The sequence below is a fragment of the Rhizobium centroccidentale genome (genome assembly GCF_030182565.1).
GTDB lineage: Bacteria > Pseudomonadota > Alphaproteobacteria > Rhizobiales > Rhizobiaceae > Rhizobium.
Map to the genome: position 1 here is coordinate 47,760 of NZ_JAQJCG010000003.1, position 25,430 is coordinate 73,189.

The 25,430-nt window shown below is 60.1% G+C and carries 25 protein-coding genes; 13 read left to right on the plus strand and 12 right to left on the minus strand.

What is annotated here, in order from left to right; genetic code table 11:
• Positions 1–2: 2 nt before the first annotated feature.
• Genes cobG through PH562_RS04150 form a run of 3 tightly spaced genes read right to left on the minus strand, consistent with a single transcriptional unit; the run spans position 3 to position 3,158 of the window.
• Positions 3–1,439 (minus strand): precorrin-3B synthase, encoded by a 1,437-nt coding sequence (gene cobG / locus PH562_RS04140; protein ID WP_285171641.1) that lies wholly within the window; start codon positions 1,437–1,439, stop codon positions 3–5.
• A gap of 48 nt (positions 1,440–1,487) precedes the next feature.
• Entirely contained in the window at positions 1,488–2,264 is a 777-nt protein-coding gene (gene cobF / locus PH562_RS04145; RefSeq protein WP_285171642.1) for a precorrin-6A synthase (deacetylating), read from the minus strand.
• 57 nt (positions 2,265–2,321) lie between these two features.
• Complete coding sequence (locus PH562_RS04150; RefSeq protein ID WP_113232823.1) at positions 2,322–3,158, minus strand: AraC family transcriptional regulator; 837 nt, start codon at positions 3,156–3,158, stop codon at positions 2,322–2,324.
• A 119-nt stretch (positions 3,159–3,277) separates the two neighbouring features.
• Here PH562_RS04150 and PH562_RS04155 point away from each other — a divergent pair, with 119 nt between their 5' ends.
• Entirely contained in the window at positions 3,278–4,474 is a 1,197-nt protein-coding gene (locus PH562_RS04155) for an MFS transporter (protein WP_113232824.1), read from the plus strand.
• Positions 4,475–4,535: 61 nt separating this feature from the next.
• Here PH562_RS04155 and PH562_RS04160 read toward each other — a convergent pair whose 3' ends face one another.
• Both PH562_RS04160 and alr read right to left on the minus strand, forming a co-directional pair.
• Positions 4,536–5,786: a D-amino acid dehydrogenase gene (locus tag PH562_RS04160; protein ID WP_285171644.1), complete on the minus strand. Its 1,251-nt coding sequence runs from the start codon at positions 5,784–5,786 to the stop codon at positions 4,536–4,538.
• A gap of 31 nt (positions 5,787–5,817) precedes the next feature.
• Complete coding sequence (gene alr, locus PH562_RS04165) at positions 5,818–6,951, minus strand: alanine racemase (RefSeq protein ID WP_285171646.1); 1,134 nt, start codon at positions 6,949–6,951, stop codon at positions 5,818–5,820.
• A gap of 125 nt (positions 6,952–7,076) precedes the next feature.
• Here alr and PH562_RS04170 point away from each other — a divergent pair, with 125 nt between their 5' ends.
• Positions 7,077–7,541: an Lrp/AsnC family transcriptional regulator gene (locus PH562_RS04170; protein WP_285171648.1), complete on the plus strand. Its 465-nt coding sequence runs from the start codon at positions 7,077–7,079 to the stop codon at positions 7,539–7,541.
• 34 nt (positions 7,542–7,575) lie between these two features.
• Here PH562_RS04170 and PH562_RS04175 read toward each other — a convergent pair whose 3' ends face one another.
• Both PH562_RS04175 and PH562_RS04180 read right to left on the minus strand, forming a co-directional pair.
• Entirely contained in the window at positions 7,576–9,402 is a 1,827-nt protein-coding gene (locus PH562_RS04175; RefSeq protein WP_285171650.1) for a PAS domain S-box protein, read from the minus strand.
• A gap of 248 nt (positions 9,403–9,650) precedes the next feature.
• Entirely contained in the window at positions 9,651–10,535 is an 885-nt protein-coding gene (locus PH562_RS04180; RefSeq protein ID WP_174181938.1) for a LysR substrate-binding domain-containing protein, read from the minus strand.
• Positions 10,536–10,773: 238 nt separating this feature from the next.
• Here PH562_RS04180 and PH562_RS04185 point away from each other — a divergent pair, with 238 nt between their 5' ends.
• Entirely contained in the window at positions 10,774–12,093 is a 1,320-nt protein-coding gene (locus tag PH562_RS04185) for an MFS transporter (RefSeq protein WP_285172156.1), read from the plus strand.
• Between the two features lie 64 nt (positions 12,094–12,157).
• On the opposite strand, the gene PH562_RS04190 is transcribed toward PH562_RS04185, so the two are convergent.
• Positions 12,158–13,207 carry an ornithine cyclodeaminase gene (locus PH562_RS04190; protein WP_285171655.1) on the minus strand — a complete coding sequence of 350 codons (1,050 nt, stop codon included), beginning with the start codon at positions 13,205–13,207 and terminating at the stop codon, positions 12,158–12,160.
• Positions 13,208–13,350: 143 nt separating this feature from the next.
• Here PH562_RS04190 and PH562_RS04195 point away from each other — a divergent pair, with 143 nt between their 5' ends.
• A complete protein-coding gene (locus PH562_RS04195; protein ID WP_015343394.1) occupies positions 13,351–13,788 on the plus strand; it encodes an Lrp/AsnC family transcriptional regulator in 438 nt (145 codons plus the stop codon).
• A gap of 36 nt (positions 13,789–13,824) precedes the next feature.
• On the opposite strand, the gene PH562_RS04200 is transcribed toward PH562_RS04195, so the two are convergent.
• Positions 13,825–14,082, minus strand: coding sequence for a hypothetical protein (locus PH562_RS04200; RefSeq protein WP_113232832.1), 258 nt, complete (start codon positions 14,080–14,082; stop codon positions 13,825–13,827).
• A 248-nt stretch (positions 14,083–14,330) separates the two neighbouring features.
• Between PH562_RS04200 and PH562_RS04205 the strand changes: the two genes are divergently transcribed.
• On the plus strand, positions 14,331–14,678 hold the full coding sequence (locus tag PH562_RS04205; RefSeq protein WP_285171675.1) for a hypothetical protein: 348 nt from the start codon (positions 14,331–14,333) through the stop codon (positions 14,676–14,678).
• Between the two features lie 86 nt (positions 14,679–14,764).
• Here PH562_RS04205 and hutC read toward each other — a convergent pair whose 3' ends face one another.
• Positions 14,765–15,520, minus strand: a complete 756-nt coding sequence (gene hutC, locus PH562_RS04210) for a histidine utilization transcriptional repressor HutC (protein ID WP_285171678.1) — start codon at positions 15,518–15,520, stop codon at positions 14,765–14,767.
• A 193-nt stretch (positions 15,521–15,713) separates the two neighbouring features.
• On the opposite strand from hutC, the gene PH562_RS04215 reads away from it, so the two are divergent.
• The 6 genes from PH562_RS04215 (at position 15,714) to solA (ending at position 21,546) form a co-directional block, all read left to right on the plus strand.
• A complete protein-coding gene (locus PH562_RS04215) occupies positions 15,714–16,553 on the plus strand; it encodes a transporter substrate-binding domain-containing protein (RefSeq protein WP_113232835.1) in 840 nt (279 codons plus the stop codon).
• A gap of 101 nt (positions 16,554–16,654) precedes the next feature.
• Positions 16,655–17,380, plus strand: coding sequence for an ABC transporter permease (locus PH562_RS04220; protein WP_285171681.1), 726 nt, complete (start codon positions 16,655–16,657; stop codon positions 17,378–17,380).
• A 10-nt stretch (positions 17,381–17,390) separates the two neighbouring features.
• Positions 17,391–18,095 (plus strand): ABC transporter permease, encoded by a 705-nt coding sequence (locus PH562_RS04225; RefSeq protein ID WP_095437047.1) that lies wholly within the window; start codon positions 17,391–17,393, stop codon positions 18,093–18,095.
• 22 nt (positions 18,096–18,117) lie between these two features.
• Positions 18,118–18,894: an ABC transporter ATP-binding protein gene (locus PH562_RS04230; RefSeq protein WP_092706976.1), complete on the plus strand. Its 777-nt coding sequence runs from the start codon at positions 18,118–18,120 to the stop codon at positions 18,892–18,894.
• The gene (locus PH562_RS04235; RefSeq protein ID WP_285171689.1) at positions 18,891–20,396 is read left to right on the plus strand and encodes an HAL/PAL/TAL family ammonia-lyase; all 1,506 of its coding nucleotides are present in this window, start codon (positions 18,891–18,893) and stop codon (positions 20,394–20,396) included. The genes PH562_RS04230 and PH562_RS04235 overlap by 4 nt, the downstream gene beginning before the upstream one ends.
• Position 20,397: 1 nt before the next feature.
• Complete coding sequence (gene solA / locus PH562_RS04240) at positions 20,398–21,546, plus strand: N-methyl-L-tryptophan oxidase (protein ID WP_285171691.1); 1,149 nt, start codon at positions 20,398–20,400, stop codon at positions 21,544–21,546.
• A gap of 20 nt (positions 21,547–21,566) precedes the next feature.
• On the opposite strand, the gene PH562_RS04245 is transcribed toward solA, so the two are convergent.
• On the minus strand, positions 21,567–22,061 hold the full coding sequence (locus PH562_RS04245) for a cytochrome b (protein WP_285171692.1): 495 nt from the start codon (positions 22,059–22,061) through the stop codon (positions 21,567–21,569).
• A 204-nt stretch (positions 22,062–22,265) separates the two neighbouring features.
• Positions 22,266–23,681: an aldehyde dehydrogenase family protein gene (locus tag PH562_RS04250; protein WP_285171695.1), complete on the minus strand. Its 1,416-nt coding sequence runs from the start codon at positions 23,679–23,681 to the stop codon at positions 22,266–22,268.
• Positions 23,682–23,775: 94 nt separating this feature from the next.
• Between PH562_RS04250 and PH562_RS04255 the strand changes: the two genes are divergently transcribed.
• Together PH562_RS04255 and PH562_RS04260 are read left to right on the plus strand one after the other, a co-directional pair.
• Positions 23,776–24,672, plus strand: coding sequence for a LysR family transcriptional regulator (locus tag PH562_RS04255; RefSeq protein ID WP_285171713.1), 897 nt, complete (start codon positions 23,776–23,778; stop codon positions 24,670–24,672).
• Positions 24,673–24,793: 121 nt separating this feature from the next.
• Positions 24,794–25,411 (plus strand): O-methyltransferase, encoded by a 618-nt coding sequence (locus PH562_RS04260; protein WP_285171714.1) that lies wholly within the window; start codon positions 24,794–24,796, stop codon positions 25,409–25,411.
• Positions 25,412–25,430 lie beyond the last annotated feature (19 nt).

Here is a 25,430-nt window from a genome sequence, read left to right on the forward strand (position 1 = left end):
TTCTATCCCTGTCGTAAAGCCGTCGCGATTGCGTCCCGGCCGAGCCGTTTAAGACACTGCTGTGCCGATTCGCCAGCAGCTTTGTTGTTTCGCACCAGTTCTCCGAGCGCAGCCAACGCTGGTTTCAGGTCTTCCTTGTGGATGTAAGCCACCGGCTCTGATGATGATGACCCATTTACGACAATAGCATAGCCCGTTGCAGCACCGACAATGGTCAGCATTGCCGGAGACGGGTGAGCACAGCCTTTCGTGCAGCCGGACAGATGTACCTTGAGCGGGCCGTCAAGCAGGTCGGCGCCCAATTTGATGAGATCGGCCGCCGCCTGCCTCGTCGAATAATGCGCAGAGGCGCATGCTCCGGCACCTGAACACGGGATTGCATAATTGGCCGGATCGTTAGCGCGCGTCTGGAAGTCGCAATCAACTGCCGTGGCTAGGAGGTCTTCAATGCGATCGCGAGGAAGCCCGAGCAATAGCAGGCTGTGCGCCGGCCCCGTCCGAATATCATGCACTCCCGCCACCTCAGCCGCGTCGAGAAAGCGAATGAGATCTTGGGCGTGGATGCGACCGAAGGCCGGTCGCAGGCCGAGGGCCGCATGCTGCTTGCCGAGCGGGATGAGGCCGACAGGAGAGGTCAGGGTAGCGCTTTCGACGGGTGAGAAACGGGAGGCGGCCGGAAGTTGCGCTTGCAAAGAGGCAATGTCCAGATCGCGGCCGCGAGCGCGAGGACCGATTGCGGTCAATGCTTTCACCAGCGTGATAACACCGGGAATTGCTTGCTCGCCGGTCAAGTCGGCAAGCGGCGTAGCCGTCGCCTGCGTTCCGGCAATCGCAAGCCTCCACAGTTGGCTGCCATCTGCGGCATTGACAGCCTTCAGCCTGATATCCGCGGAGATTTCGTCAAGGACGAGCCGGCCGCCGCCGTCGACGATAATGGCGAGCTTTGCAGCCAGCAATGGCTTGGGATGAAGTGCATCGATGGCGCTTCGCAGGCGCTCAGAAAGCCCGCGTGCATCAGCAATCTCGGACGGATCGACACCGCTGAGCGGCGGGACTTCGATCGTGACGCCGGTCTCCGGCACGATGCCGGCGCGGTCGATATCGGCAGCCAGTCCCGGCATGCTTTGCGGTGTCATACCGCGCAGCTGAAGATTGCCCCGCGCGGTGATCTCGATCAGACCGTTGCCATGCTTTTCTGTAGCCTCGGCCAAGGCGCGAAGTTGAGCAACCGTCAAACCTGGCGTCGATGGTCGCAGGCGCACAAGCAGCCCGTCGCCCGTTTGCATTGGCGCGCTCAAGGAGGGGCAGGCACCGCGAACCATGGAGGGTAGGGGCGAGGCAACGCCGTCCCCGGCAGCTCCCCCTTCAGAGAAGCACGCTTGTTCCTCCATAGTCCGCGTGTCGCCCGCAACCATAAAACTGCCCTTCATAAGGGACATTTCCTTGCACAAACCGGATCGGCGGGCAAACGATTTGGTATTCGGCGCTTATTCGAGATCGTCGAAATCCTGGCCCTTGCGCATGAGATAGATATCCATGATCCATCCGTGCCTGGCGCGGGCTTCGGCGCGGGTCGCAAGAATGCGCTCGGAAACGTCGGCCAGCCTGCCGGCGATCGTGATCTCATCCCGAGTGCCGAGATAGGCTCCCCAATAGATATAGGCATCGGGGTCGTCGATCTTGCTGAAGGCCTGCTCGCCGTCGAGCATGACGACGGCCGTTTCGGCAATTCCGGGAAAGCTTTCGGCCAATCGCCGGCCGGTGGTGATCTGAACCGGCTTGCCGACGAGATTGAGGGGGATGCGATGGCTTGCCGTCAGCGCCTGGATACTGGTGATGCCGGGAATAACGCTGTAATCGAGAGCGACTATGCCGCGACCGACGACACGCTCGAGAATACGCAACGTGCTGTCATAAAGGCCGGGATCGCCCCAGACGAGAAAGGCAGCACTCTCTTTTTCCGTCAGATGTTCCAGAAACAGCCGCTCATAGGTCGCGGAAATCGCGTCATGCCATTCATCGACACTCTGCACATAGCTACGGTCAGCGGTCTTGCGTGAAGGCACGTCATAGTCAACGAAACGCGTGGTCGGATTGGTGACATAGCGCTGGCAGATGTCGCGCCTGACATCGGCGAGTTCCGTCTTGGCGGCGCCCTTGCTGGGAATGAGGATGACATCGGCCGAGTTCAGCGCATTAATCGCCTGCACGGTCAGATGTTCGGGGTTTCCAGTGCCGATACCGACGATGTGAATATGCCGCATGTGCCCTCGCTCTTCAGGGCTGTTTGCCGGAAGCGCACGATCATTTCAAGAGGAGCTTCAGGCCGATTGCCGCTCAAGGGTCCAGCGATTGGCCATATAGCTGCGCGGCGAGGTGCCGAGCATGCGCCGGAACATGGTGGTGAAGGCCGCCACACTCTCATAGCCCGCCTCGAGCGCGACATTGGTGACGGGTTGACCCTCGGCGAGCTGCGGCAGGCAGGCAAAGACGCTCGCCTGCTGTCGCCATGTGGTGAAGCTGATGCCGGTTTCCTTGCGGAACTGTCGGGTGAAGGTGCGGCGGCTCACCGAAAGCTTGTCGGCCCAATCGTCCAATCTGGCGTTGGGCGATGGCGTGGATAGATAGTCGCGGCAGAGCGCGGCCATCCGACGGTCGGACGGGAAGGGGAGACCGAGGGGCCGTTCCGGCAGCGTCGCGATCTCCTCGACGAGAAGAGATAGGACCAGCCTTGCCTTTCGATGAGTGACCGGCGCCTCCCGTAGCCGAATGGCTTCCAATAGCAGGCTGCGGGCGAGGTCCGTCACTTCGACGACGCGCGGGGCCTCATCCTTCGGCGGCGGGCCGCGCGGTGTCACGTAGACGGATTTCATGCTGACATCGCTCAGGATCTCGATCGAATGTTCCAGCCCGACGGGAATGAAAAGGGCATGGCCGGGTGGCACCATCCAGCGGCCGCGCGCCGTCATGATCAAGGCGACGCCGGCGAAGATGCAAAGCAGCTGGGTGCGGCGGTGGTGATGCCAGGGAACTGTGTATCCCTGCGGCGGCTCGGCGCTATGGACGAGCACGTCGGCCGGCGATTCCTCCATCCAGCGCATGTTTCGAACATGGTCGTCATCGAGGGTTGCCAGCAACTGTTTCGATAGCTTTTCCATTTTGGCCCAATCGAGAAACTATTGGACCAAAACACGAAAGAAGGACATTCGCAAGCCGTGCTAAAGGCGGATCAAGTCATATCGTCGGCAAGCCTCGCCGGCGCAGGAGGATTCCCCACATGGTTGCGGAAGTTGCGGGTACCCAGGCCCGATATCAAAAGACGACGATGTCGATTGTTATGGCGGTCAGCACCTGTCATCTGCTGAACGATACGATGCAATCGCTGCTGACATCGCTCTATCCGATGTTCAGAGAGAATTATGCGCTCGATTTCGTGCAGATCGGCCTGTTGACGATGATGTTCCAGATCACCGCCTCGCTGCTGCAGCCGGTTGTCGGCATCGTCACCGACAAATGGCCGATGCCCTATTCGCTACCCGTCGGCATGGTCAGCACCTTTGCAGGCTTGCTGCTGCTCGGTTACGCCGGCAGTTTCGGCGTGCTCTTGATCGCCGCAAGCCTGATCGGTTTCGGTTCGGCCGTCTTCCATCCGGAGGCTTCGCGTGTTGCACGGCTGGCGTCGGGAGGACGCCACGGTCTGGCGCAATCGCTCTTCCAGCTCGGCGGTAACGCCGGTTCGGCGATCGGTCCGCTGATTGCCGCTTTCTTCGTCCTGCAGCACGGCCAGAAGAGCGTTGCATGGCTTTCGGTGCTGGCCGTCATCGGCTTCATCGTTCTGAGTTGGGTCGGCAACTGGTTCATCAATCATCGCCGCCAGCAGTCGGCACGTCCCGCCCCGAGCCGCGCCTTGCCGATCGCGCGCAACAAGGCGATGTGGGCGCTTGCCATCCTCATCCTGCTGACGGCAACGAAGAACGTCTACATGGCGAGCATATCCAGCTATTTCACCTTCTACGTCATCGACAAGTTCCATCTCGATGTCCGCGATGCACAGCTGATGCTGTTCCTCTTCCTCGGCTCGGTTGCCGTCGGCACGATCATGGGCGGGCCGGTAGGCGACCGCTTTGGTGCGCGTTTCGTGATCTGGTTCTCGATCCTCGGCGTCATCCCGTTTGCGCTTTTGATGCCCTATGCGAACCTGTTCTGGACCTGTGTCCTCACTGTCGTCATCGGTCTTGTGCTTGCCTCCGCCTTCCCGGCGATCGTGGTCTTTGCGCAGGAGCTGATCCCCGGCCGCGTCGGGCTGATCGGCGGTATCTTCTTTGGCTTTGCCTTTGGTGCCGGTGGACTTGGCGCGGCCTGGCTTGGCGATTTTGCCGATGCGCGCGGCATTCCCTTCGTCTACACGATCTGCTCGTATCTGCCGCTGCTGGGATTGTTCACGATCTTCCTACCGCGAATCCCGCGGCATTGATCGCGACCGGCGGGCGATCAGTCTGCCGCTGTCCTTGAGCGCTTATGCGCAAGCCTGCTTGTCAGGCGTAGCGGCTGATGGCGAGGTCGGTCGCGTCGATATCAGGTTTGCGGCCGCTGACGAGATCGCTGATGACGCGTGCCGAACCGGAACTCATGGTCCATCCGAGCGTACCGTGACCGGTATTGAGGAACAGCCCCTTGATCTTGGTCGGTCCGATGACCGGAGTTCCATCTGGCGTCATCGGCCGCAGGCCCGACCAGAAGGAGGCCTTGGCAACGTCGCCGCCCGGGAAGAGATCGGTCACGGAATGCTCGAGCGTCCGGCGTCGCGCAAGGCCGAGGTCATTGGTATAGCCGGAAATTTCCGCCATGCCGCCGACGCGGATGCGGTCGCCAAGCCGGGTGATGGCGATCTTGTAGGTTTCGTCCATGACGGTCGATTCCGGTGCCCGCGAGGCATCGGTGATCGGGATCGTCAGTGAATAGCCCTTGACCGGATAGACGGAGAGGCTGATGCCGAGCGGCTTCAGCAGCAGCGGCGAATAGCTGCCGAGCGCGACGACGACCGTATCCGCATCCACGCGTCCACGATCGATCATCACGCTACGTACTTGGTTGCCCTCGACGTCGAGCCCCTTGATCATCGTGCCGTATTGGAACTTCACGCCGAGCTCGACCGCCTTTGTAGCAAGCGCATTGGTGAACTTGAAGCAGTCGCCGGTCTCATCCTTCGGCGTCAACAACCCGCCGACGATCTTGCCGCGGACATGCCGGAGCGCCGGTTCGACGCCGACGCAGCCATCGGGATCGAGCACCTCATAGGGGATGCCGTCGGCTGCCAGTGCTTTGACGTCCTTGGCCGATGCATCGAGCTGCGCTTGCGTGCGGAAGAGCTGCAGCGTGCCCTGCATACGCTCGTCATAGGCAATACCGGTTTCTTCCCGAAGCTCAGCGAGGGAAATGCGGCTGTAATCGGCAAGGCGCAGCATGCGGCTCTTGTTGATCGCGTAACGCTCCGACGTGCAGTTGGACAGCATCTTGACGAGCCATGAAAGCATGGCGCCATCGACCTTCGGCCGCAGGATGAGGGGCGCATGGTGCATGAACAGCCACTTGATCGCCTTCATGGGGATGCCGGGTGCCGCCCAGGGCGAGCAGTAGCCGAAGGAGACTTCGCCGGCATTGGCAAAACTCGTCTCCAGCGCCGGTCCTTGCTGGCGGTCGATGACCGTGACTTCGTGGCCCGCCTTGGCAAGCTGATAGGCTGACGTCACGCCGATGATGCCGGCACCCAGAACGACGACTTTCATGATGTCCTCAGAGACTTGAGAGATGGGAAGGTCAGCGATATTGACGGTGGAAGCGATGGCCGAGACTGGTCAGGATTTCATAGGAAATCAAGCCGGCGTCGCGCGCGAGATCATCCAGGGTCTGATGATCTCCGAGAACTTCCACCATGCTGCCGAAGGAGAGCGCGCCTTCGGGCAAGGTGGTGATATCGATTGTCGTGCTGTCCATCGAGACGCGGCCGACGATCGGCAGACGCACGCCGTTGTAATAGACCGCGCCACGATCGCTGAGGCTGCGCGGCAGGCCATCGGCATAGCCGGCAGCGATCGTCGCAAGCCGGGTCTGGCCTTTCGTCACATGCACGCCGCCATAGCCGACCCGCGCACCTTCCGGAACGGTTCGGGTCTGCACCACGGCAACTTCGAGCCGAACGACGGCCTCCATGGAGTTGGCAACGCCACCGGTTGGAGCGCCGCCGTACAGCGCAATCCCCGGCCGCGCCAGTACGCCGTGGAAATCTCCGCCGAGGAAGATGCCGCCGGAATTTGCGAAGGAAACATCGTATTGCGGAAACTCCGCTGCAACGCGACGCATTTCGGTAAGCTGATCGCCGTTTTGCTTGCTCTCGGCCTCATCTGCGGAGGCGAGGTGGCTCATGATGAACAGGATATCGATGTCATCGGATGCCTGCAGATGTGCCGCGATAGCGCCTCTGTCTTCCGGCGATATGCCGAGCCGCGACATGCCGGTATCGAATTGCAGAACCGCCGGCAGCCTGCGCTGAAGAGAGCGCGCCGTCTGCGACCATTGCCGCAGCTGATCGAGCGAATTGATGACAGGCACGATGCCGCCGTCGGCGCAGGTGGCCTCATTGCCGGGCAGCAGGCCGTTCAGCACGAAGATCGTTGCGTCGCTGGGGAGTTGCGGACGCAACCGCAGCGCCTCGATGAAATGGGCGACGAAGAACGAGCGGCAACCGCGCGCATAGAGCGCTTTCGATACTTGGCTAGCGCCAAGCCCATAGGAATCGGCCTTGACGACGGCAGCTGTTTTTGCCGGTGCGACGATGGTGGATAGCTTGTCATAGTTCCGGCATAGCGCAGCCAGATCGATCGTCAGATAGCCACATGCTCCACTATCCATCGCCAACTTTGGCGTCCGAGAATCCAGAATACCGCCGTCCATGTCCGCCCTCGCTTCTTCAAAGGCAGATTATTGAAAGGATCGTGAAATTGTTCGCCAAACAGTGATTGATTATTGTGTAATTGCAAAGATATTGAAATGATCTGCGAATTTTTGAAAGAATCCATATGGCCTCTCTCGATGCGATCGATCGCAATATCCTCCGCCTGCTTCGCCTTGATGCCCGCGTCAGCAACGCCAAGCTGGCAAGCGAGGTGGGGCTGTCGCCATCGGCCTGCCTGCGGCGCATCAAATTGATGGAGCAGGCGGGCGTGATCCGCGGTTATACGGCCCTGGTGGACACGTCCCAGGCAGAGGCATCGATCGCTGTCATCATCAACATCACGCTCGAGCGGCAAACGGAGGAGCATCTCGATCGTTTCGAGGCGGCGGTGCGCAAACATCCGGAGATCAAGGAATGCTTTTTAATGACGGGCGGTTCCGACTATCTGCTGCGCGTCGAGGTCGCCAACCCCGGCGACTTCGAACGTATTCATAAGGATATCCTGTCGACCATGCCGGGAGTGCTGCGAATCCATTCGAGCTTCTCGATCCGCAACGTGCTTGCGACGCGGTCGAAGGGGCTGCGTTGACTCGATCGAGATTGCAGCGGCACCGGGCGCGGCGTTACTCGGTTGTGTCGTGGGCTTGATCCCAGCCGATGCCTGCGGCGGCATCCACCTCGCAGATCAAGCCGCTCGGTTCGTAATGGACTTGGACCTTGCCGCTCAATTCCGCCGCCAGCAGGCTTTCGATCAAGCGGGAGCCGAAGCCCTTGCGGGTCGGAGGCTTTACGATTGGCCCTCCCGATTCCCGCCAACGCAGCTTGAGCCGGTCGGTCTCGCCCGTTTCCACGGACCAGGTGATCGCAACGCGGCCATCCGCCACTGAAAGCGCACCGTATTTGGCGGCATTCGTCGCCAGCTCATGCAGCGCAAGCGATATGGAAACAACGGCTCTTGGCGCGAGCTTGATCGCCGGCCCGGAAATTTCGAACCTGTCCTTCGGATAGGGTGACAGCGCCTGGGCGATGACGGCGGTCAATTCCGCCTGCTCCCATTGGCCGTGGATCAGCAGATCGTGGGCGCGCGCCATAGAGGAGAGCCGCGCCTCGAATGTCTCGACAGATGCCTTGTCCACATCGTCCCGCCCGAGCGTTTGGCGCGCAATGGCCATCACGGTTGCGAGCACATTCTTGACGCGATGATTGAGCTCGCCGACCAGCACGGTCTGCAGGCGCTCGGCCTCCTTCTTGGCGCTGATGTCGTGAGCAGTCTTCGACGCCCCCACGATCCGGCCATAGACGTCATAGATCGGGGAAACGCTGAGGAGAACATCGACAAGCTCGCCGTTCTTGTTGCGTCGCTTGGTTTCGTAAGGTTCTACCTTTTGGCCCGCGCGGATTCGCGCCAGGATCGCCGGCTCTTCGTCACTACGGTCTTCCGGAACGAGCATCATCACGGACTGGCCGATGGCCTCTTCGGCCGATTGTCCGTAAAGCCTTTCAGCACCGCTATTCCAGCTTGTGATGATCATGTCGAGATCGATGCTGAGGATGGCGTCGTCCGATGAGGCGACAATAGCCGCCAGTTGCCGCTCTACCTCCTGTGCACGCTTGCGTTCACTGATATCGGTGACGATCGCGGCGACCCGCTGGATGCGTCCCGAACTGTCTTTCAAGCCGGAGACGGAGTTTGCCACCCAGACGAGGCTGCCATCCTTGCGAACATAGCGCTTTTCGATCTCGAAGCTTTCGCCCGTCGTCATCATCGCCTCGAACAAGCGCTCATTCTCATGCAAATCGTCCGGATAGGTAATGTCATATGTCCGCAGGCCGAGGAGCTCGCTTTCGGAGTAGCCGACAATCTCGCAGAAACGCTCATTCACCAGGACGAAACGGCCATCGAGTTCGCATTGGGCAAAACCTGTCGCCGATTGCGAGACGACGGCGCGAAACAGCTCTTCACTTTCACGCAGTGCTTGCTCTGCACGAACCCGTTCTGTCGTTTCGTTGACGATGCAGAAGACGCCCAGCGTCTTGCCATCCGCATCGCGAACCGGCGAATAGGAAATATCGAAGTAAACCGTTTCGGGATAGCCGTAGCGCTCGATATAGAAGGGCCGATCCTTGGCGGCGACAGTCTTGCCATCATGAAGAACGGATTGCAGAAGGGGTTCGAGGTCGTTCCAGAGCTCAGCCCAGTTTTCGCGCGCGGGACGGCCCAGGGCCTGGGGATGCTTGTCGCCTATCGTCGGCGCATAAGCGTCGTTATAAAGCGCAACAAAGTCGTCGCCCCAGAACATGACGATCTGGGCTTGCGCGGAGAGCATAATATCGACGGCAGCGGTAAGGCATGGGGGCCACGCCGATTTCGGGCCAACGCTAGTCGCTGCCCAGTCGAAGCCAGAGATAAGCGCCGCCATCTCGTTGGTGTGACTTGCCAATTCGGGCATGATATTCAGGATGCATCCTCTCTCGAGCGACAGGAACCCGTAAGGATTGCCCTGTTCCGCTCATGCTTGCAAAAATTCATAACATATTCTTCGTCGCGAAGTGCAGAGAGAAAATCTGCTGATTTCAATGTATCTTAAGTGACATAAGCGAATTTTCACGCCGCATATTTCGGGCTGCTCAAAGCGGTCCAGGGCGATGGGCCTTCATCCGGGGCGAACTTCCATTTGACGCCAGTTTGAGAGAGCTGTCAGGTGTCCGGCCTTGCATGCATTTCGGCCGTCAGCCATCTTTCGAGCGCCAGTGCATCCGGCCTTCCGGCAATGTGCGGCGCGATCCAGAGCACCATGCGGCGCGGGCCGGGCAGAAAACCGAAAGGGGCCACCAGCCGCCCGGAAGCAAGCTGATCGAGCACAAGCATCTGCGGCACCACCGCCATGCCGAGGCCGCATGCCGCGGCCTGGATCAGCAGATAGAAATGATCGAAAGCTGCCTGCGGCGTCAGATGCAGATCCGCCTGCCCGGCTATGGCCTGCCAGTCGCTCCAGGCTTGCGGCCGTGTCTGGGTGGAGAGGATCGCCGCGTGTTCCATATCATCGGGACGCAAAATGCCGGAGCGGCTCAGATATTCCGGCGAACAGACAGGGCCGATGGCCTCGCCGCCGAGCTCCCGGATGATCGCATCCTTCGGCGGATCGATGACACTGGAGCGGATGGCGAGGCTGATCTTGTCGCGGACGAAGTCGACCTGGTCGTAGTTCATGTTGAATTGAAGGGCGATATGCGGATGGCGCTCGTGAAACTGGCCGATGCGCGGAATGATCCAGCCCATCATGATCGAGGAAGAGCAGGAGAGCGTCAGCGGGCTCGGCCGGACGCGCTCGACGCTTGCCTGCATCAGGCCGAAAGCGCTCGCCAGCCCTTCCGCCAGCCGCAATCCCTCCGGCGTCGGCTCCGTCGAACGCGCGCGTCGGGTCACGAGGATGACGCCGAGCGTTTCCTCCAGTCCGCGAATGTGCCGGCTGATCGCGCCATGCGTAACGCAGAGCTCATCGGCGGCAAGCGTCATCGACCTGTGCCTGGCGGTCGCTTCGAATGCCTTCAGCGCATTCAAGGATGGAAGGGGGCCGCTCATTTTTCGATTCCACTGCCTCATGATATGATTTTTCCTCACATGACCGAGAGATTAAATCGTTTGCCTGCAACTTGTCCATCCCGTTAGAGATCAAGGTCATTCGAAGGCGCATGCGGCCGAGGGCAGGAGTTGGAAGGGAATTCGGAGTTCCGTTCTGTCGGCGACGCAAGCGGATCGCTGCGTCGTAAAGATTTCAGCACGGGGGGAGGGATTTTCATTGCAGCCCGCAAATCAGGAAATGTCACAGGTCGAGCGTTCGGCCATATCAAAGGTGTCGAAGCGGCTGGTACCCTTCATCGCCTTGATGTTCTTCATCAACTTCCTTGACCGCACGGCGATTTCCTTCGCCGGGCCGAACGGCATGACGACGGATCTGGCGCTGACGGCAGCGCAGTTCGGCTTTGCCGCCGGCATCTTCTTTTTCGGCTACATCGTTCTCGAAATCCCGAGCAATCTCGCGCTTCACAAATACGGCGCGCGCCGTTGGCTCGCCCGCATCATGGTGAGCTGGGGCATCGTCGCACTGCTGTTCACGTGGGTCTCGAGCGCAACGGAACTTTATGTGCTGCGTTTCCTGCTCGGCGTTGCCGAAGCCGGCTTCTTTCCGGGGGCGATCCTGTTCTTGAGCATGTGGGTGCCGGCCAAGCATCGCAGCAAAATCCTGGCACTGTTCTACCTTGCTCAGCCGCTGACAACCGTCATCGGCGCGCCTTTCGCAGCGATGCTGATCCAGATGCATGGCGTCTTCGGCCTTGAGGGCTGGCGAGTCATGTTCTTCGGCGTTGCCATTCCGGCTGTCATCGTCGGGATCATTACCTGGTTCTACCTTGCTGATCGGCCCGATGATGCGAAATGGCTGACCCAGGCCGAGAAGGATTGGCTGAACCGGGAGCTTGCCGGTGAGGAAAAGGCAAAGGCTGCCGCACATGGTAAGATGACTGGCCTCGCCCTGACGGATGGCCGGGTTTGGCTGCTGTCGGTCATCTATTTCGGTCTAATTTATGGTCTCTACGCGCTGGCCTTCTTCCTGCCGACGATCATTGCCGGCTTCGAAACGAAATTCGGCACCAAGTTCGATGTCTTCGACAAGGGGCTGATTACGGCCATTCCCTATCTGCCGGCGGCTGTTGCCCTGTTCTTCTGGAGCCGCGATGCGTCCAGACGCGGGGTGCGGCCGTGGCACATCGGAATTCCGGCCCTGGTTGGCGCCTTCAGCATTCCGGCCGCGCTTTATATGGGCTCGCCCGAGGCGACGATCGTGATGATCACGCTGACGGCTTGTGCGATCTTTTCCGCCCTGCCGAATTTCTGGGCCATTCCGTCGCGTTTCCTGACGGGGCCGGCGGCTGCGGCGGGCATCGCGCTGATCAACACCATCGGCAATATCGCAGGCTTCGCCGCACCCTATGTGACCGGTGTCGTCAAGGATGCGACCGGCCTCTATGAGCTGCCGATGTTCATCGTCGGGGCGCTGATGCTGTTGTCGGCCCTGCTGGCTTTCTCGTTGAACGGGCGGGTCCGCGAGCCGGAACTGGTTACCTACGGCAGCAAGGGCTGAAATTGTTCGACTGAAGAATGGACGTGTTTGATGGCGGCTGTAGAAATGGCCGCCATTATCTTTTTTAGGCTGCGCGCAGCAGCATGCCGAAGAGGTCGCGCGGATCGTCCGGGTCGGCAATGATATCGAGTTTCTGGAAATAATCCGTGCCGGCCAGCTTTTCGCGGACGTAGCGCAAGGCGGAAAAATCCTCGATCGCAAAGCCGACGCTGTCGAACAGCGTGATCTGCCTATCGCTGCTGCGGCCCGGTGCCCGGCCGCTCACGACCTGCCAGAGTTCTGTGACCGGATAGTCCGCGTCCATCTGCTGGATTTCGCCTTCGATGCGGGTCTGCGGCGGATATTCGACGAAAGTGTCGGAGCGCAGCAGGATGTCGCGATGGAGTTCCGTCTTGCCGGGGCAATCGCCGCCGATGGCGTTGATGTGCACGCCGGCGCCGACCATGTTGTCGGTGAGGATCGTGGCATATTGTTTGTCGGCCGTGCATGTCGTGATGATGTCGGCACCTTCGATGGCCCCCTGGGCCGAGGTGCAGGGCACGAGCTTCAGGCCGGTCTTTGCGAGATTGCGAACGGTCTTTTCCGTGGCCCTGGGATCAATGTCGTAAAGGCGGACCTCTTCTATGCCGAGCACCGCCTTCATCGCCAGTGCCTGAAATTCGGCCTGCGCGCCATTGCCGATCAAGGTGAGGCGCCTCGAATTGGCCGGCGCCAGATGTTTGGCCGCCATCGCCGAGGTTGCCGCCGTGCGCAGCGCCGTCAGCAGCGTCATTTCCGTCAGCAGCACAGGGTAGCCGGTCGAGACTTCTGCTAGCAGGCCGAAGGCGGTCACCGTCTGCAGGCCCTGCGCCATGTTCTTCGGATGGCCGTTGACATATTTGAAGCTGTAGACCGCCCCATCCGAGGTCGGCATCAATTCGATGACGCCGTCATGCGAATGGGAAGCGACGCGTGGCGTCTTGTCGAAGAGGTCCCAGCGGCGGAAATCCGCTTCGATGGCGTCCGTGAGTTCGATGAGCGCGGTTTCGACGCCGATATGATGGACGAGCCGCATCATGTTCTCGACGCTGACGAAGGGAATGAAAGCTCTTTCCGATGGGAGCGGTGCGGACATTCTCGTATCCTCGGTGGAAATCATTTCCTATAGGGTATCAAGCGGATCGATTGACTAAAATCGCAAAACTGTGCCAGTTCTGGTATGGGTTTATACAAATTGCCTATGTTTTTTGACGGAATGGACAAGATCAGGATCATGCGATGACGCTCGCCAAATATATTCCCGATGATCTCGACCGGCGTATCATCGCTCATCTGCGTGCCGACGGGCGGGCTTCGCTCTCCAAATTGTCCGATGTTTTGGGCGTCGCGCGTGGTACGGTGCAGAACCGGCTGGATCGACTGATAGAGACCGGCACGCTGCTTGGTTTCACCGTAAGAGTTCGGGAAGACTATGAGGAGCAGACCGTGCATGCCGTCATGATGATCGAAGTCGTCGGGAAATCGACGACACAGGTCATCCGCAAACTGCGCGGCCTTCCCGAAATTTATTCGCTGCATACGACGAATGGCAATTGGGATCTGGTCGCCAATATCCGCGCGACCAGCCTATCCGACTTCGACCGCGTCTTGCGCGAGGTGCGGATGATCGATGGCGTTGCAAACAGCGAGACCAGCCTGTTGCTGAGCAGCCTGTGATAGGTGCCTTAAAGGTTGCCGCCCGTGAGCGGGCCGTCAGGAACGATGTGCGCGCAATATGCGCTTCCAGAGTGTGCCGCCGAGGAAGCGATTGAACACCATGAAATAGACGACGATGAGAACGAAAAGCAGCAGCGCGGGTAAGCCATCGAGCTGGAAGCCATCCGCCGTCTTGCCACCGAAGATAGATGCAATAATGTAGCCCAAAACCAGGAAGGCGGTCAGGAAGTCGAAGACGGCGGCTAGCACGATGCGCCAGGTGGCTGGCTGCGCTGCGGGTTTTGTTTCAGACATTGTCGAACCCAATCCTATTCGCAAAAGACGACGGCAGGAATGCATCGGCCGCTAGTCGGCGGACCACATCACCGATACATCCAATGCGGCAGCGCTTTGTCAATCGCGCCGGCGGTCATAGCTGATGCGGCGAGCCGTTTTACTTGTCCCTGCCAGAGATTGACGTCAGCCAGCGGAGCCCGACCGGAAGCGCAGACAGGCCGTGCCGCACAACTTGAAAACTCGCGGCTTGTTGTTATGATTTTTGCATGGAACTTACGCTGCTCGCTCATGCTCTTGCCTGGATCGTGCTCGGCCTGATCGTCGTGACGACGGTCGTTCCGGTCGGGACGAAGTATCCGCTTATGGCAATGGCGAGCATCGACAGCGTCATCCCGTTCGGTCTTCTGGGATTTCTGCTTGTCATGGCTTACCCGGAAGACCGTCGCATCATTGCTCTCGTGTGTATATTGGTCGCAGCCGCGAGCGAGGCGCTCGCGCTGATCCTGCCGCAAAAATGCCTCAGGATCGAACGCGCCATCTTGAAAGTGCTTGCTACGGTTTCGGGCCTGCTTTTGGGCGCATTACTTATGGAGTGCATGCTGCAGGCATCGTAACTTGCCGACAGTATATCGGCATTCGACTCCTCTTGAATCCCTTGCGCATTCTCAAGGCAAACGAATGTTATATCTTCCATATACAACTAACGATCCGATGGTTTGCCACTTTGGCTCTCCAGCCGATAGCGGTGTCCCGGATAAACCAGTCGCGCCGTGGACACGATCCCGCGCGCCGACCACGTGCGCCTCCAGATCGTCAGGCAGGGTTCGGTCTTCAGGATCGTCAGCAGCTTGCATTCCCAGGCTTGCGGCATGACGGCTTCGACCACATGTTCCGAGCCGCTGAGCGGGGCAACGGCCGAGAGGTAGGCATTCGGCGTCATGTCGGCAAAATCCTGCTGCAGGTAATCCGGTGCGGCGTCCGGATGGACATGCCGGTCCTCGATCTGCACCGGCACGCCATTCTCGCTATGCACGATCAGGGAATGGAAAACCGGCGATCCGATATCGAGTTCTAGCGCATCGGCCACGTCGGGCGACGCGGCTTCCTGGGCAAGCACGATCACCGTTGCCTGGTGGGAATGACCGCGTTCGGCGATTTCCTCGGCGATGTTGCGGACCTCGAAGAGGGCGGAGGCCCCCTTGCGCTCGGCGACGAAGGAACCGACGCCCTGGATGCGAACGAGCTCGCCTTCATTGGCCAGTTCTCGCAGCGCGCGATTGGCCGTCATCTTGCTGACGCCAAGTTCGACCACCAATTCGTTTTCGGAGGGAACGCGATATTTGGGCGGCCACTCGCCACTATGAATGCGGTCGAGTATCATCTGCTTGACGCCGGCATAGAGTGGTGCGGCGTCATTTTCCGCCAGTTCGCGTCTCATCTCGCCGGAGCGCTTCATTGCCTATTCCCTTTGCACCGAGTGAATCTGCCTCGAAAACAACTTTCCCACTTGCATATCATAAATTATCTCATATGGTACCCTATACAACCTCGCAATCAATCCTAAAAATTAATTGGGAAAGCGGGCAAGCCGGCGAAGATCGGTAGGAAGTGCTGCAAGGCCTGTTTCAACCTCAGAGGAGCTCTATACGATGAAATTCAGTGCAATTCTCTTGTCAGGCGTCGTGGCCGCCGCCGCTTTCGCCGCGCCGGCCGTTGCCAAGGACTGGAAGACGGCAACGATCACCCTGGAAGGTGCCTACGCGCCGTGGAACATGACGAACGCCGACGGTACGCTCGGCGGGTTCGAGCCGGAGCTCGCCAAGGTTCTGTGCGAACGCGCCAAGATCGATTGCAAGCTCGTCGCTTCCGACTGGGACGGCATGATCCCGGCGCTGAACGCCGGCAAGTTCGATGTCATCATGGATGCGCTGTCGATCACCGACGAGCGCAAGCAGGTCATTGGCTTCACCATTCCTTACGCCGCGACGCCCGCCGCTTTCGCGACCGCCAAGGATAGCCCGCTTGCCAATGCTGCCGGCACCGGCGCCACGATCAAGATGACCCCCGGCCAGACCGGCGTCAAAGAAATCGACGTGTTGAAGGAAGCCTTCAAGGGCAAGACGATCGGCATTCAGGCCGCAACCGTCTATGCCAAGTTCGTCTATGACAATTTCGGCTCGATCGCCACGATCCGCGAATACAAGACCGGCGCCGACCGCGATCTCGATCTTCAGAACGGCCGTATCGACCTCGGCTTCGACGATGCTGTCTACTTCGCGAACGCTTTCGCTAGCGCCAATGATTCTCTCGCCTTCACCGGCCCGGAAATCGCCGGCTCCATCTGGGGCGAAGGCGAAGGCCTCGGCATCCGCAAGGCCGATACCGACCTGCGCGACAAGTTCAACGAAGCGATCAAGTCGGCTCTTGCCGACGGTACCATCAAGACCCTGTCGATGAAGTGGTTCAAGGTCGACGTCAGCCCGAATTGATGAGTGCGGCCCTCGGCCGGATATCATCGGTCTCCGGCTTTGCGGCCGGAGACCATGTGATATCCTGACGCCTGAAACTGCCACGGACAGGGATTGGATCTATGGCAAGCTTGCAATTGCTGGGCTTCGGCTCGAACGGATGGGGCGCGCTGCTGCTTGTTGCCGCCTTGATGACGCTCGCCGTCACGGCCACCGCCTTGGCCATTGGGGCCGTCCTGGGCGCGATCATCGCTTTCGCCAAGCTCTCCGGAAGCCTGGTGCTGAAGACGCTCGGCAATATCTACACCACCGTCTTTCGCGGCGTTCCCGAGCTTCTGATCATCTATCTGATCTATTTCGGCGGCTCGTCAGCGGTAACGTCCATCGGCAAATGGCTGGGCTATGAAGGCTTTCTCGGCTTGCCATCCTTTGCCGCGGGTGCTCTTGCCGTCGGCATCATTTCCGGCGCCTATCAAGCAGAGGTGTTTCGCGGCGCCTATCTTGCCATCTCCAAGGGCGAACTGGAGGCCGCGTCTGCTATCGGCATGCATCGCGGTCTGCGCCTGCGCCGGATCATCATTCCGCAGGTCTTCCGCTTCGCCATTCCCGGCCTCGGCAATGTCTGGCAGCTCAGCCTCAAAGATTCCGCTTTGATCTCGGTGACCGGCCTTGCCGAGCTAATGCGCACCAGCCAGGTCGCCGCTGGTTCCACCCGCCAGTATTTCCTCTTCTTCATCGCCGGCGGCATTCTCTATCTGGTCCTGACCAGCCTGTCGGACCGCATCTTCAACAGGGCCGAACGACGCGCCAATCGCAGCATGCCGGCTGCGACGATCGGCCAGGCTTGAGGAGGAAGACATGGATTTCGATTTTCTTTCGAGCACGATGGTCACGCTGCTGAAGGCGGTGCCGATGACATTGCTGCTGTTTTTCCTGTCGATCCTCTGCGGCGGCATTCTGGCGCTCGTCATCGTCGCCATGCGCGTCAGCGGCAATCCGATACTGTCCGGCTTTGCCAAAGGTTACATTTTCGTGTTCCGCGGCTCGCCGCTGCTGATCCAGATGTTCCTGGTCTTCTACGGTTTGGCGCAATTCTCGATCATCCGCTATTCGTTCCTCTGGCCATTCCTGCGCGAGCCCGTCGTCTGCGCGATCCTGTCGCTGGCGCTCTGCACCGCCGGCTATTCGGCCGAGATCTTCCGTGGCGGCATCCGTGCCGTTTCGCCGAAGGAGATCGAAGCCGCGCGTTCGATCGGCATGTCCGGCTTCCTGCTCGTGCGCCGCATCATCGCGCCGATCGCCTTCCGGCATGCGCTGCCGGCCTATTCGACCGAGATCGTGCTGATGATGAAGTCGACGGCGCTCGCGAGCCTCGTCACGGTCTGGGAGGTCACGGGCGTTGCCCAGCGGCTGATTTCGCAGACCTATCGCACGATGGAAGTCTTCATCTGTGCCGCGATCATCTACCTCGTGCTGAATTTCATCATTCTGCAGGCCATGGCCCTGCTGGAATATTCTCTGTCCCGCCATCGCCGCGCGATACCGCCGGCGCTGAAGGCCTAAAGCTTACTGGAGCAGGCAAATCATGCCAGGTGTCACCCGACTTTCCGTCCGCAACATCCGCAAGAGCTTCGGTACTCATGAAGTCTTGCGAGGCATTTCCCTCGATGCTCAGGATGGCGATGTGATTTCGCTGCTCGGCGCTTCCGGCTCGGGCAAATCGACTTTCCTTCGCTGCATCAACCTTCTCGAAATCGCCACCGATGGCGAGATTTGGGTGGATGGCGAGCAGATCCGCATGATCCACAAGAATGGCAAAAGCTATCCGGCGAGCCATAAGCAGGTGGATCATATCCGTTCCGAACTCGGCATGGTCTTCCAGAGCTTCAATCTCTGGTCCCATATGACGATCTTGCAGAATGTCATCGAGGGTCCGGTTCATGTCCTGAAGCGTCCTCGCGCTGAATGCATCGCCGAGGCCGAAGTGCTGCTGGAAAAGGTCGGCATTGCCGACAAGCGCCACGCCTATCCCGCGCATCTCTCCGGGGGGCAGCAGCAGCGTGCGGCGATTGCCCGCGCGCTTGCCATGAAGCCGAAGCTCATGCTGTTCGACGAGCCGACTTCGGCGCTTGATCCCGAGCTTGTCGGCGAAGTGCTGCGCGTCATGCGCTCGCTTGCCGAAGAAGGCACGACGATGCTTGTCGTCACCCACGAAATGAGCTTCGCGCGCAACGTCTCCAACCGCGTTGTCTTCATGAAGGAAGGGCTTGTCGAAAGCACCGGCACGCCGGATGAAATGTTCGGCGGCGGCGCCTCGCCGGCCTTTCGCCAGTTCATCGGTCATTTCGGAAACGGACAATGACCGTCACGATCGATGGGCCGCTATCCTGGCGTGACGTCGCCCGCGTCGGCGGCGGTGAACCCTTGTCTCTTTCCGATGCTGCCTGGGAGCGCGTTGCTCAGGCAAGCCGCATCGTCGAGCGTATCGTCGAAACGGGCGTGCGCGCCTATGGCGTCAACACTGGCGTCGGTGCGCTTTCCGATACGGTGGTCGATCGCGATTCCCAGAGCCGGCTCTCGCGCAATATCATCCTCAGCCATGCCTGTGGTGTCGGCCCGCTTTTGCCGGCGCGCGAGGTGCGGTCGATCATATCAGCGCAGATCGCCAATTTCGCTCATGGCCATTCCGGCGTGCGGCCCGAGATCGTCAGGCATCTGGCTGCGTTTCTCGAACATGATTGCATTCCGGAAGTCCCGTCCAAAGGCTCAGCCGGCTATCTTACGCACAATGCCCATACGGCGCTCGTCCTGATCGGTGAGGGCAGGGCCGTCGTGAACGGCAAATCGATGAGCGGTGCCGAGGCGCTTGCGGCCATTGGCCGGAGCCCACTCGTGCTCGGCGCCAAGGAGGGCTTGAGCCTCGTCAATGGTACGGCCTGCGCCACAGGATTGTCAGCGTTGGCCGTTTCTCGCGCCGAGCGCCTGCTCGATTGGGCCGATGCCATCGCCGCGCTGACCCTGGAAGCCGTCGGCTGCCAGATGGCCGCTTTCGATGAGAAGGTGCTGGCGCTCCGCCCATCGGCGGGCATCGCCAAGGTCGGGCGCAGGCTTCGTAGCCGTTTGCATGGCAGCGGCCTCATTGCTGCCGCTCTCGGACGGCGCACGCAGGATGCCTTGAGCCTGAGATCGGTGCCTCATGCCCATGGCGCCGCGTGGGATGTCTTCGAGCAGACGGCTGATATCGTCGATCAGGAACTGGCTTCGGTCACGGATAATCCGGCCGTTTCGGGCACGCCAGAAGAGCCCGTCGTCTCTTCCGAAGCACATGCGGTCGCTCCGGCTCTGGGACAAGCCGCCGATAGCCTGGCAATCGCGGTTGCACAGATCGCCGCGATGAGCGAGCGGCGGACGGATCGCCTCGTCAATCCGCTGGTCAGCGGCCTGCCGCCGTTTCTTGCGAGCGACGCCGGCAGCCATTCCGGTTTCATGATCGCGCAATACACGGCTGCGGCGCTGAGCAACGACAACCGACGACTGGCCGCCCCCGCATCGCTCGATGGCGGTTTGACTTCCGGTCTTCAGGAAGATTTTCTGGCCCATCCGACCGCGGCGGCCAACAAGCTGCTCGCCATCCTCGACAATGCCGAATATATCCTGGCCATCGAGCTGATGGCTGCGGCGCAGGCGCATGATTTCCTCGTTTCGAAGGGTGCCAGAGCGCCGGGAACGGAGCGTATCCACGCAGCTGTCCGTTCATGCGTGCCCGTTTATGGCGACGATCGTCCCTTGAATGCGGATATGGAAGCCTTGCGGGCCATGATCGTCAAGACCGCGCCGCCTGCGGAAAACCAAACTGGAGCATGAAATGACTGCGGAATTCGACGTTGCTGTCATCGGCCTCGGCGCGATGGGAAGTGCGGCCTTGTCTTTCGCCGTGGCGCGCGGCGCAAGGGCGATCGGGATCGAGGCCCATTTCCCCGCACATTCCCTCAGCTCCTCGCATGGCGACAGCCGCCTGATCCGTCTCGGCTACTTCGAAGATCCGTCTTATGTGCCGTTGCTGAAGCGTGCCTATCAAAACTGGCGCTCGCTGGAGGCGCGGCTGCGGGCCGAGATCCTGACGGTGACAGGTGTCCTGCAGATCGGCACGCCCGACAGCAAGATCGTGAGCGGCACGCGCGCTTCCTGTGACATGCATGGATTGCCGCATGAGATACTCGATCGCGACGCCATGAAGCGACGGTTTCCGGCGTTTGAGTTGGAGGAAGGCGAGATCGGCGTGCTTGATCCGCAGGGCGGCTATGTCAGGCCTGAAGCGGCGATCATGGGCTATCTGAAGCTTGCGGCGGAAGACGGTGCCGTCCTGCATTTCGGTGAGCGTGTTGTCGCAATCGATCCTGATGATACCGGCGTAACGGTCGTTTCCACAACCGGGCGATATCGCGCCCGTAAGGTGATCGTCGCAACCGGCGCCTGGATTGCCGAACTCGTGCCGCAGCTGAAAGCGCATGCCCGGCCCATCCGGCAGGTGGTCGCCTGGTATCAGCCCAAGGATGGTTTCGTTGCTGAACCTCAGCGCATGCCATGCTTCCTGCGCGATGAAGGAGCGGAAGGTTCCTATTTCGGCTTCCCGGCCATCGGCGTCGATGGTGTGAAAATCGGCCGCCATGCGCATTTCAGGGAGCCGATCGATCCGACCATGCCCAATCCGCCGGTCAATGACGTCGACACCGATCTGCTCGACAGCTTCGCCAGCAAGCGTCTGCCGAATGCTGCGTCATATCGCGTGCGGGCGACCACCTGCCGCTACACCATGCTGCCGAGCGAGGATTTTCTCATCGATAGGATGCCTGGACAGCTGAATGTGGTGGTCTCGTCGGCCTGTTCCGGCCATGGCTTCAAGTTTACGAGCGTCGTCGGCGAGATTCTCGCCGATCTGGCGCTTCAAGGCGGCAGCGCGCTGCCGACTACTCTCTTCTCCTTCGAAAAGCACTTTGGCGGCCAATCCGCTTAGCCGCCAATTTCGCAGATGACTTAGCCGATCGTCATGCGTCGCAGGACATCCGATTTGAAATAAAAGTGCTGAACGAGCGCTCCAAATATGTGCAGTACGACGACGATCCAAAGCAGCGTCTTGATCGGGCCGCCATGGACGAAGGCGGCTGTATCGATACCGAAATAATAGGCTGCCATTCCCGATAGGGGCATTGCGAAGATCAATGCATAAAGCAGGAAATGCGTGATGCTCGCGATGAAATGCAGAAATGCGGGCTGATTATCTGGCGGCGCCGGAACATCGGACATCAATCTCAGGCAAAGGCGCACGATAGCCAAAAGCAGGATCGCGATACCGGCATAAGCATGGATATTGGCGCTGGCGACATCGGCCGGTGTTGGCACCTGGCCATGCCGCACAAGACGCCGCCACGCGTTCATGCCATCGGGAAACAGGAGATTGAAAAAGATGAGGATGGCCATGAGCCAGTGAAGAATGCGTTGCGGAGCAGAATAGGTCGATCTGGCAGGCATCGGGTCTCCTTAAATTGGAATCGTTCTAAAGGTAGAACATGATTCTAACGAGAACCTGAATGCGAACCTTCCAGTGCACTTCGTTCGGCATCCTCATATCTTGATGCATAGCTGGGGCATCCTGAAGGCGCCAGCCTTCGCGACCGACGAGGGAGATGCCCCGGAAGGCTGTTAAGCTCCTCCGGGACCCTGGGCTTCCTCACATCAGCTGAGCACAGCGCGCGGTTCGAGAAACGATTCCAGGCCGGCGGCGCCGAATTCCCGGCCTATGCCCGATTGCTTGAAGCCGCCGAAGGGTGCAAGCGGTTCGTGCGGTGCGCCGTTGATGACAATGCGGCCCGCCTCGATGCGATCCGCCATCCGCTTTGCCCTGGCGACATCGGAGGAGAAGACATAGGCCTGCAGGCCATAGACGGTGTCGTTGGCGATCTCGAGCGCGTGCGTCTCATCGCGATAGGGGATGACGCAGAGTACCGGTCCGAAAATCTCTTCGCGGGCGATCCGCATGTCGTTATCGACGCCGGAGAAGATGGTTGGACGAACGAACCAGCCGCGATCGACCCCTTCCGGCCGCCCTTCACCACCCGTGAGCAGCCATGCGCCTTCTTCTTGGCCGAGACGGATATAGGATTGCACGCGATCCCATTGTTTCCGGCTGACCATGGGGCCGATCCTGACGGTGGGGTCGCTTGCATCGCCCACCTTGAGTGTCGCCACCGCTTGCGCCAGATGATCGTGGATTTCCGCCAGCCGGCCTTCGGGCGCGAGAATGCGTGTGCCGGCGATGCAGGCCTGGCCGCTATTGGCAAATCCGGCCGCCAATACCTGCGGGATGACAAGATCGAGATCGGCATCGTCGAGAATGATGTTCGGGCTCTTGCCGCCAAGCTCAAGCGTCACGCGCTTAAAGGTCGCCGATGCCGCCTGAAGGATCGCCCGTCCCGTCACCGTCGAGCCGGTGAAGCTGATCTTTGCGATGTCGTGGTGGCTGCTGAGAGCGGCGCCCACCACATGGCCGTAGCCGTTGACGATATTGAAAATCCCATCCGGCAGACCGGCCGCATGCAGGCACTCGGTGAGGAGCTGCGTCTGGATCGCGCTCATCTCGGATGGCTTGATGACCATGGTCGTGCCTGCCGCGATAGCTGTGGCAAGCTTGTTGCAGATGAAGCCGTAATTGCTGTTCCAAGGCGTGATCGCGGCTGCAACGCCGGCCGGGCGCATCTCTATCTCCCCGTGGCCAATGCGGCGGCGAAATTCATAGGATTCGAGTGTTTTCGCCATGTTGAGGAATGCCGTGGCGGCATGTAGCACCGAAAAACCGATGAAGGATGCCGGCGCACCATATTCTTCGCGCATGGCGTCGGCGAGGTCTGAGGCTCTGGCTGCAACTGCATCGTGCAGGCTTTGCAGCATGGCGATGCGCTCGGCCTTCGAGCTTTGCGACTGGCTCGCAAATGCCACCTTGGCGGCGCTGACGGCGTTGTCGACATCCTGCTCGTCGCCAAGGCGGACGGTGCCGATTTGCTCTTCCGTGGCCGGGTTGAAAAGAGGTGCTTCCTCGTTGCCATGGGGCTGAACGAAGCTGCCATTGATGTAAATCGTATCTATCGTGCGCATGAACGTCTCCTTCATCTTCACGACAGAGGTAAGACGCGTTATCTGTGCGGTGTAGTGGGACAAAGTGGTACAGGCTGATAAGGAAAATCGCGCAATGAAGGCCAGTCTGGCGGAGCTTGAGGCGATCGCGGCCGTTGCGCGCCATGGCGGCTTTCGCGCGGCTGCGCGCGAACTCGGCATGTCCTCCTCCGCGCTCAGCCACGCGGTTGCCGCGCTGGAAGAACGCCTGTCCGTGCGGATCTTCAACAGGACGACGCGCAGTGTCACGCTATCGGATGCCGGCGAACGCTTCGTAGCGGAAGTGGCGCCGGCGCTCACGGCAATCGACAGGGCGATCGAAAATGCGGGCCTGTCTTCCGGTACGATATCAGGCACGCTTCGTCTCAATATGGCGCCCGGCGCAGCGCGCATGCTCCTGACACCGCTTATTCTCGAATATGGCCGGCGCTATCCCGATGTCGAAATCGAGATCGTCACCGATAATGCCTTGGTCGATGTCATCGGCAAGGGCTTTGACGCCGGCATTCGGATTGCCGAGGCCGTGCCGACCGATATGGTCGCGATTTCCATCGTTCCGGCGCTGCGTTCGCTCGTCGTCGGCTCACCTGCCTATTTCAGCAACAGGCCATACCCACTTGTTCCGGGCGATCTCCTGCGACATCGCTGCATCCGTGCCCGCATGGCGAGTGGCAAGCTTTATCGCTGGGAGTTCGAGCGACACGGCCAGTCCATCCTCATCGATGCGCCGGGAAGTCTCACCCTCGATGCTTCCGACTTGATGCTGAGCGCCGCGCTCGAGGGGGCGGGGCTGGCCTATATCAGCGAAGCCTCCGTTGCCGGGCACATAGCGGCGGGCAATCTGATCGCGGTGCTGGAGGATTGGAGCCCTCCCTATCCCGGGCTCAGCCTGTATTTTGCCCAGCGCCGGCAGATGCCGGCGCGGCTGAGGGCACTGATCGATCTGATCCACGAGCAAAATGCGTCCCGCTGAACGCCGGCGAAAGATTAAGTTTCAGACATGAATCTCCATAACGCTTGAGTGGCGCCATATCGAGATGTAGCCATATCGCCTGAGATATCGTCGATATGATTGCTTGGAAGGTCAGCGTGTCATGGATCAGAAGATCGAAGCCGTTCTCGAAGTCTATCACGAGCTTATTCGTAAAGAGCACAGCAAGCCGAGGGAAATGCCGCCGGGCGGGCGTGACGGTGGTCAGGATCGTCGGTTGAGGGCAGTCGGACCGGAGACGGGTCGCTTCATCAACATTCTGGCGAAGAGCTTGAAGGCGCCTACCATTTTGGAGCTTGGCACATCCTTCGGCTATTCCGGTATCTGGCTTGCCGAGGCCGCGCGCGCCAGCGGCGGCAAGCTTATTTCCATGGAGCTGCACGCCTACAAGACCGAATTTGCCACGGAGATGGCCGAAAGGGCTGGTTTGGCCGAGTATATCGATTTTCAGGTCGGCGATGCCGTCGAGATGATCAAGGCACTTCCTTCCGGCGTCGATTTCATCCTCGTCGACTTGTGGAAGGATCTCTACATCCCATGCCTGGACGCCTTCTATCCGAAGCTCAATGCCGGCGCTATCATCGTGGCCGACAATATGTTCATGCCCGGCAATGAAGACGTGAAACGCTACGGCGAAGCCGTTCGCGCCAAGCCGGGCATTACCTCTGTTCTGTTGCCCGTCGGTTCGGGGATCGAAGTCAGCCGATACGATCCTGTATAAGGATCGGAGGCGGCGGCGA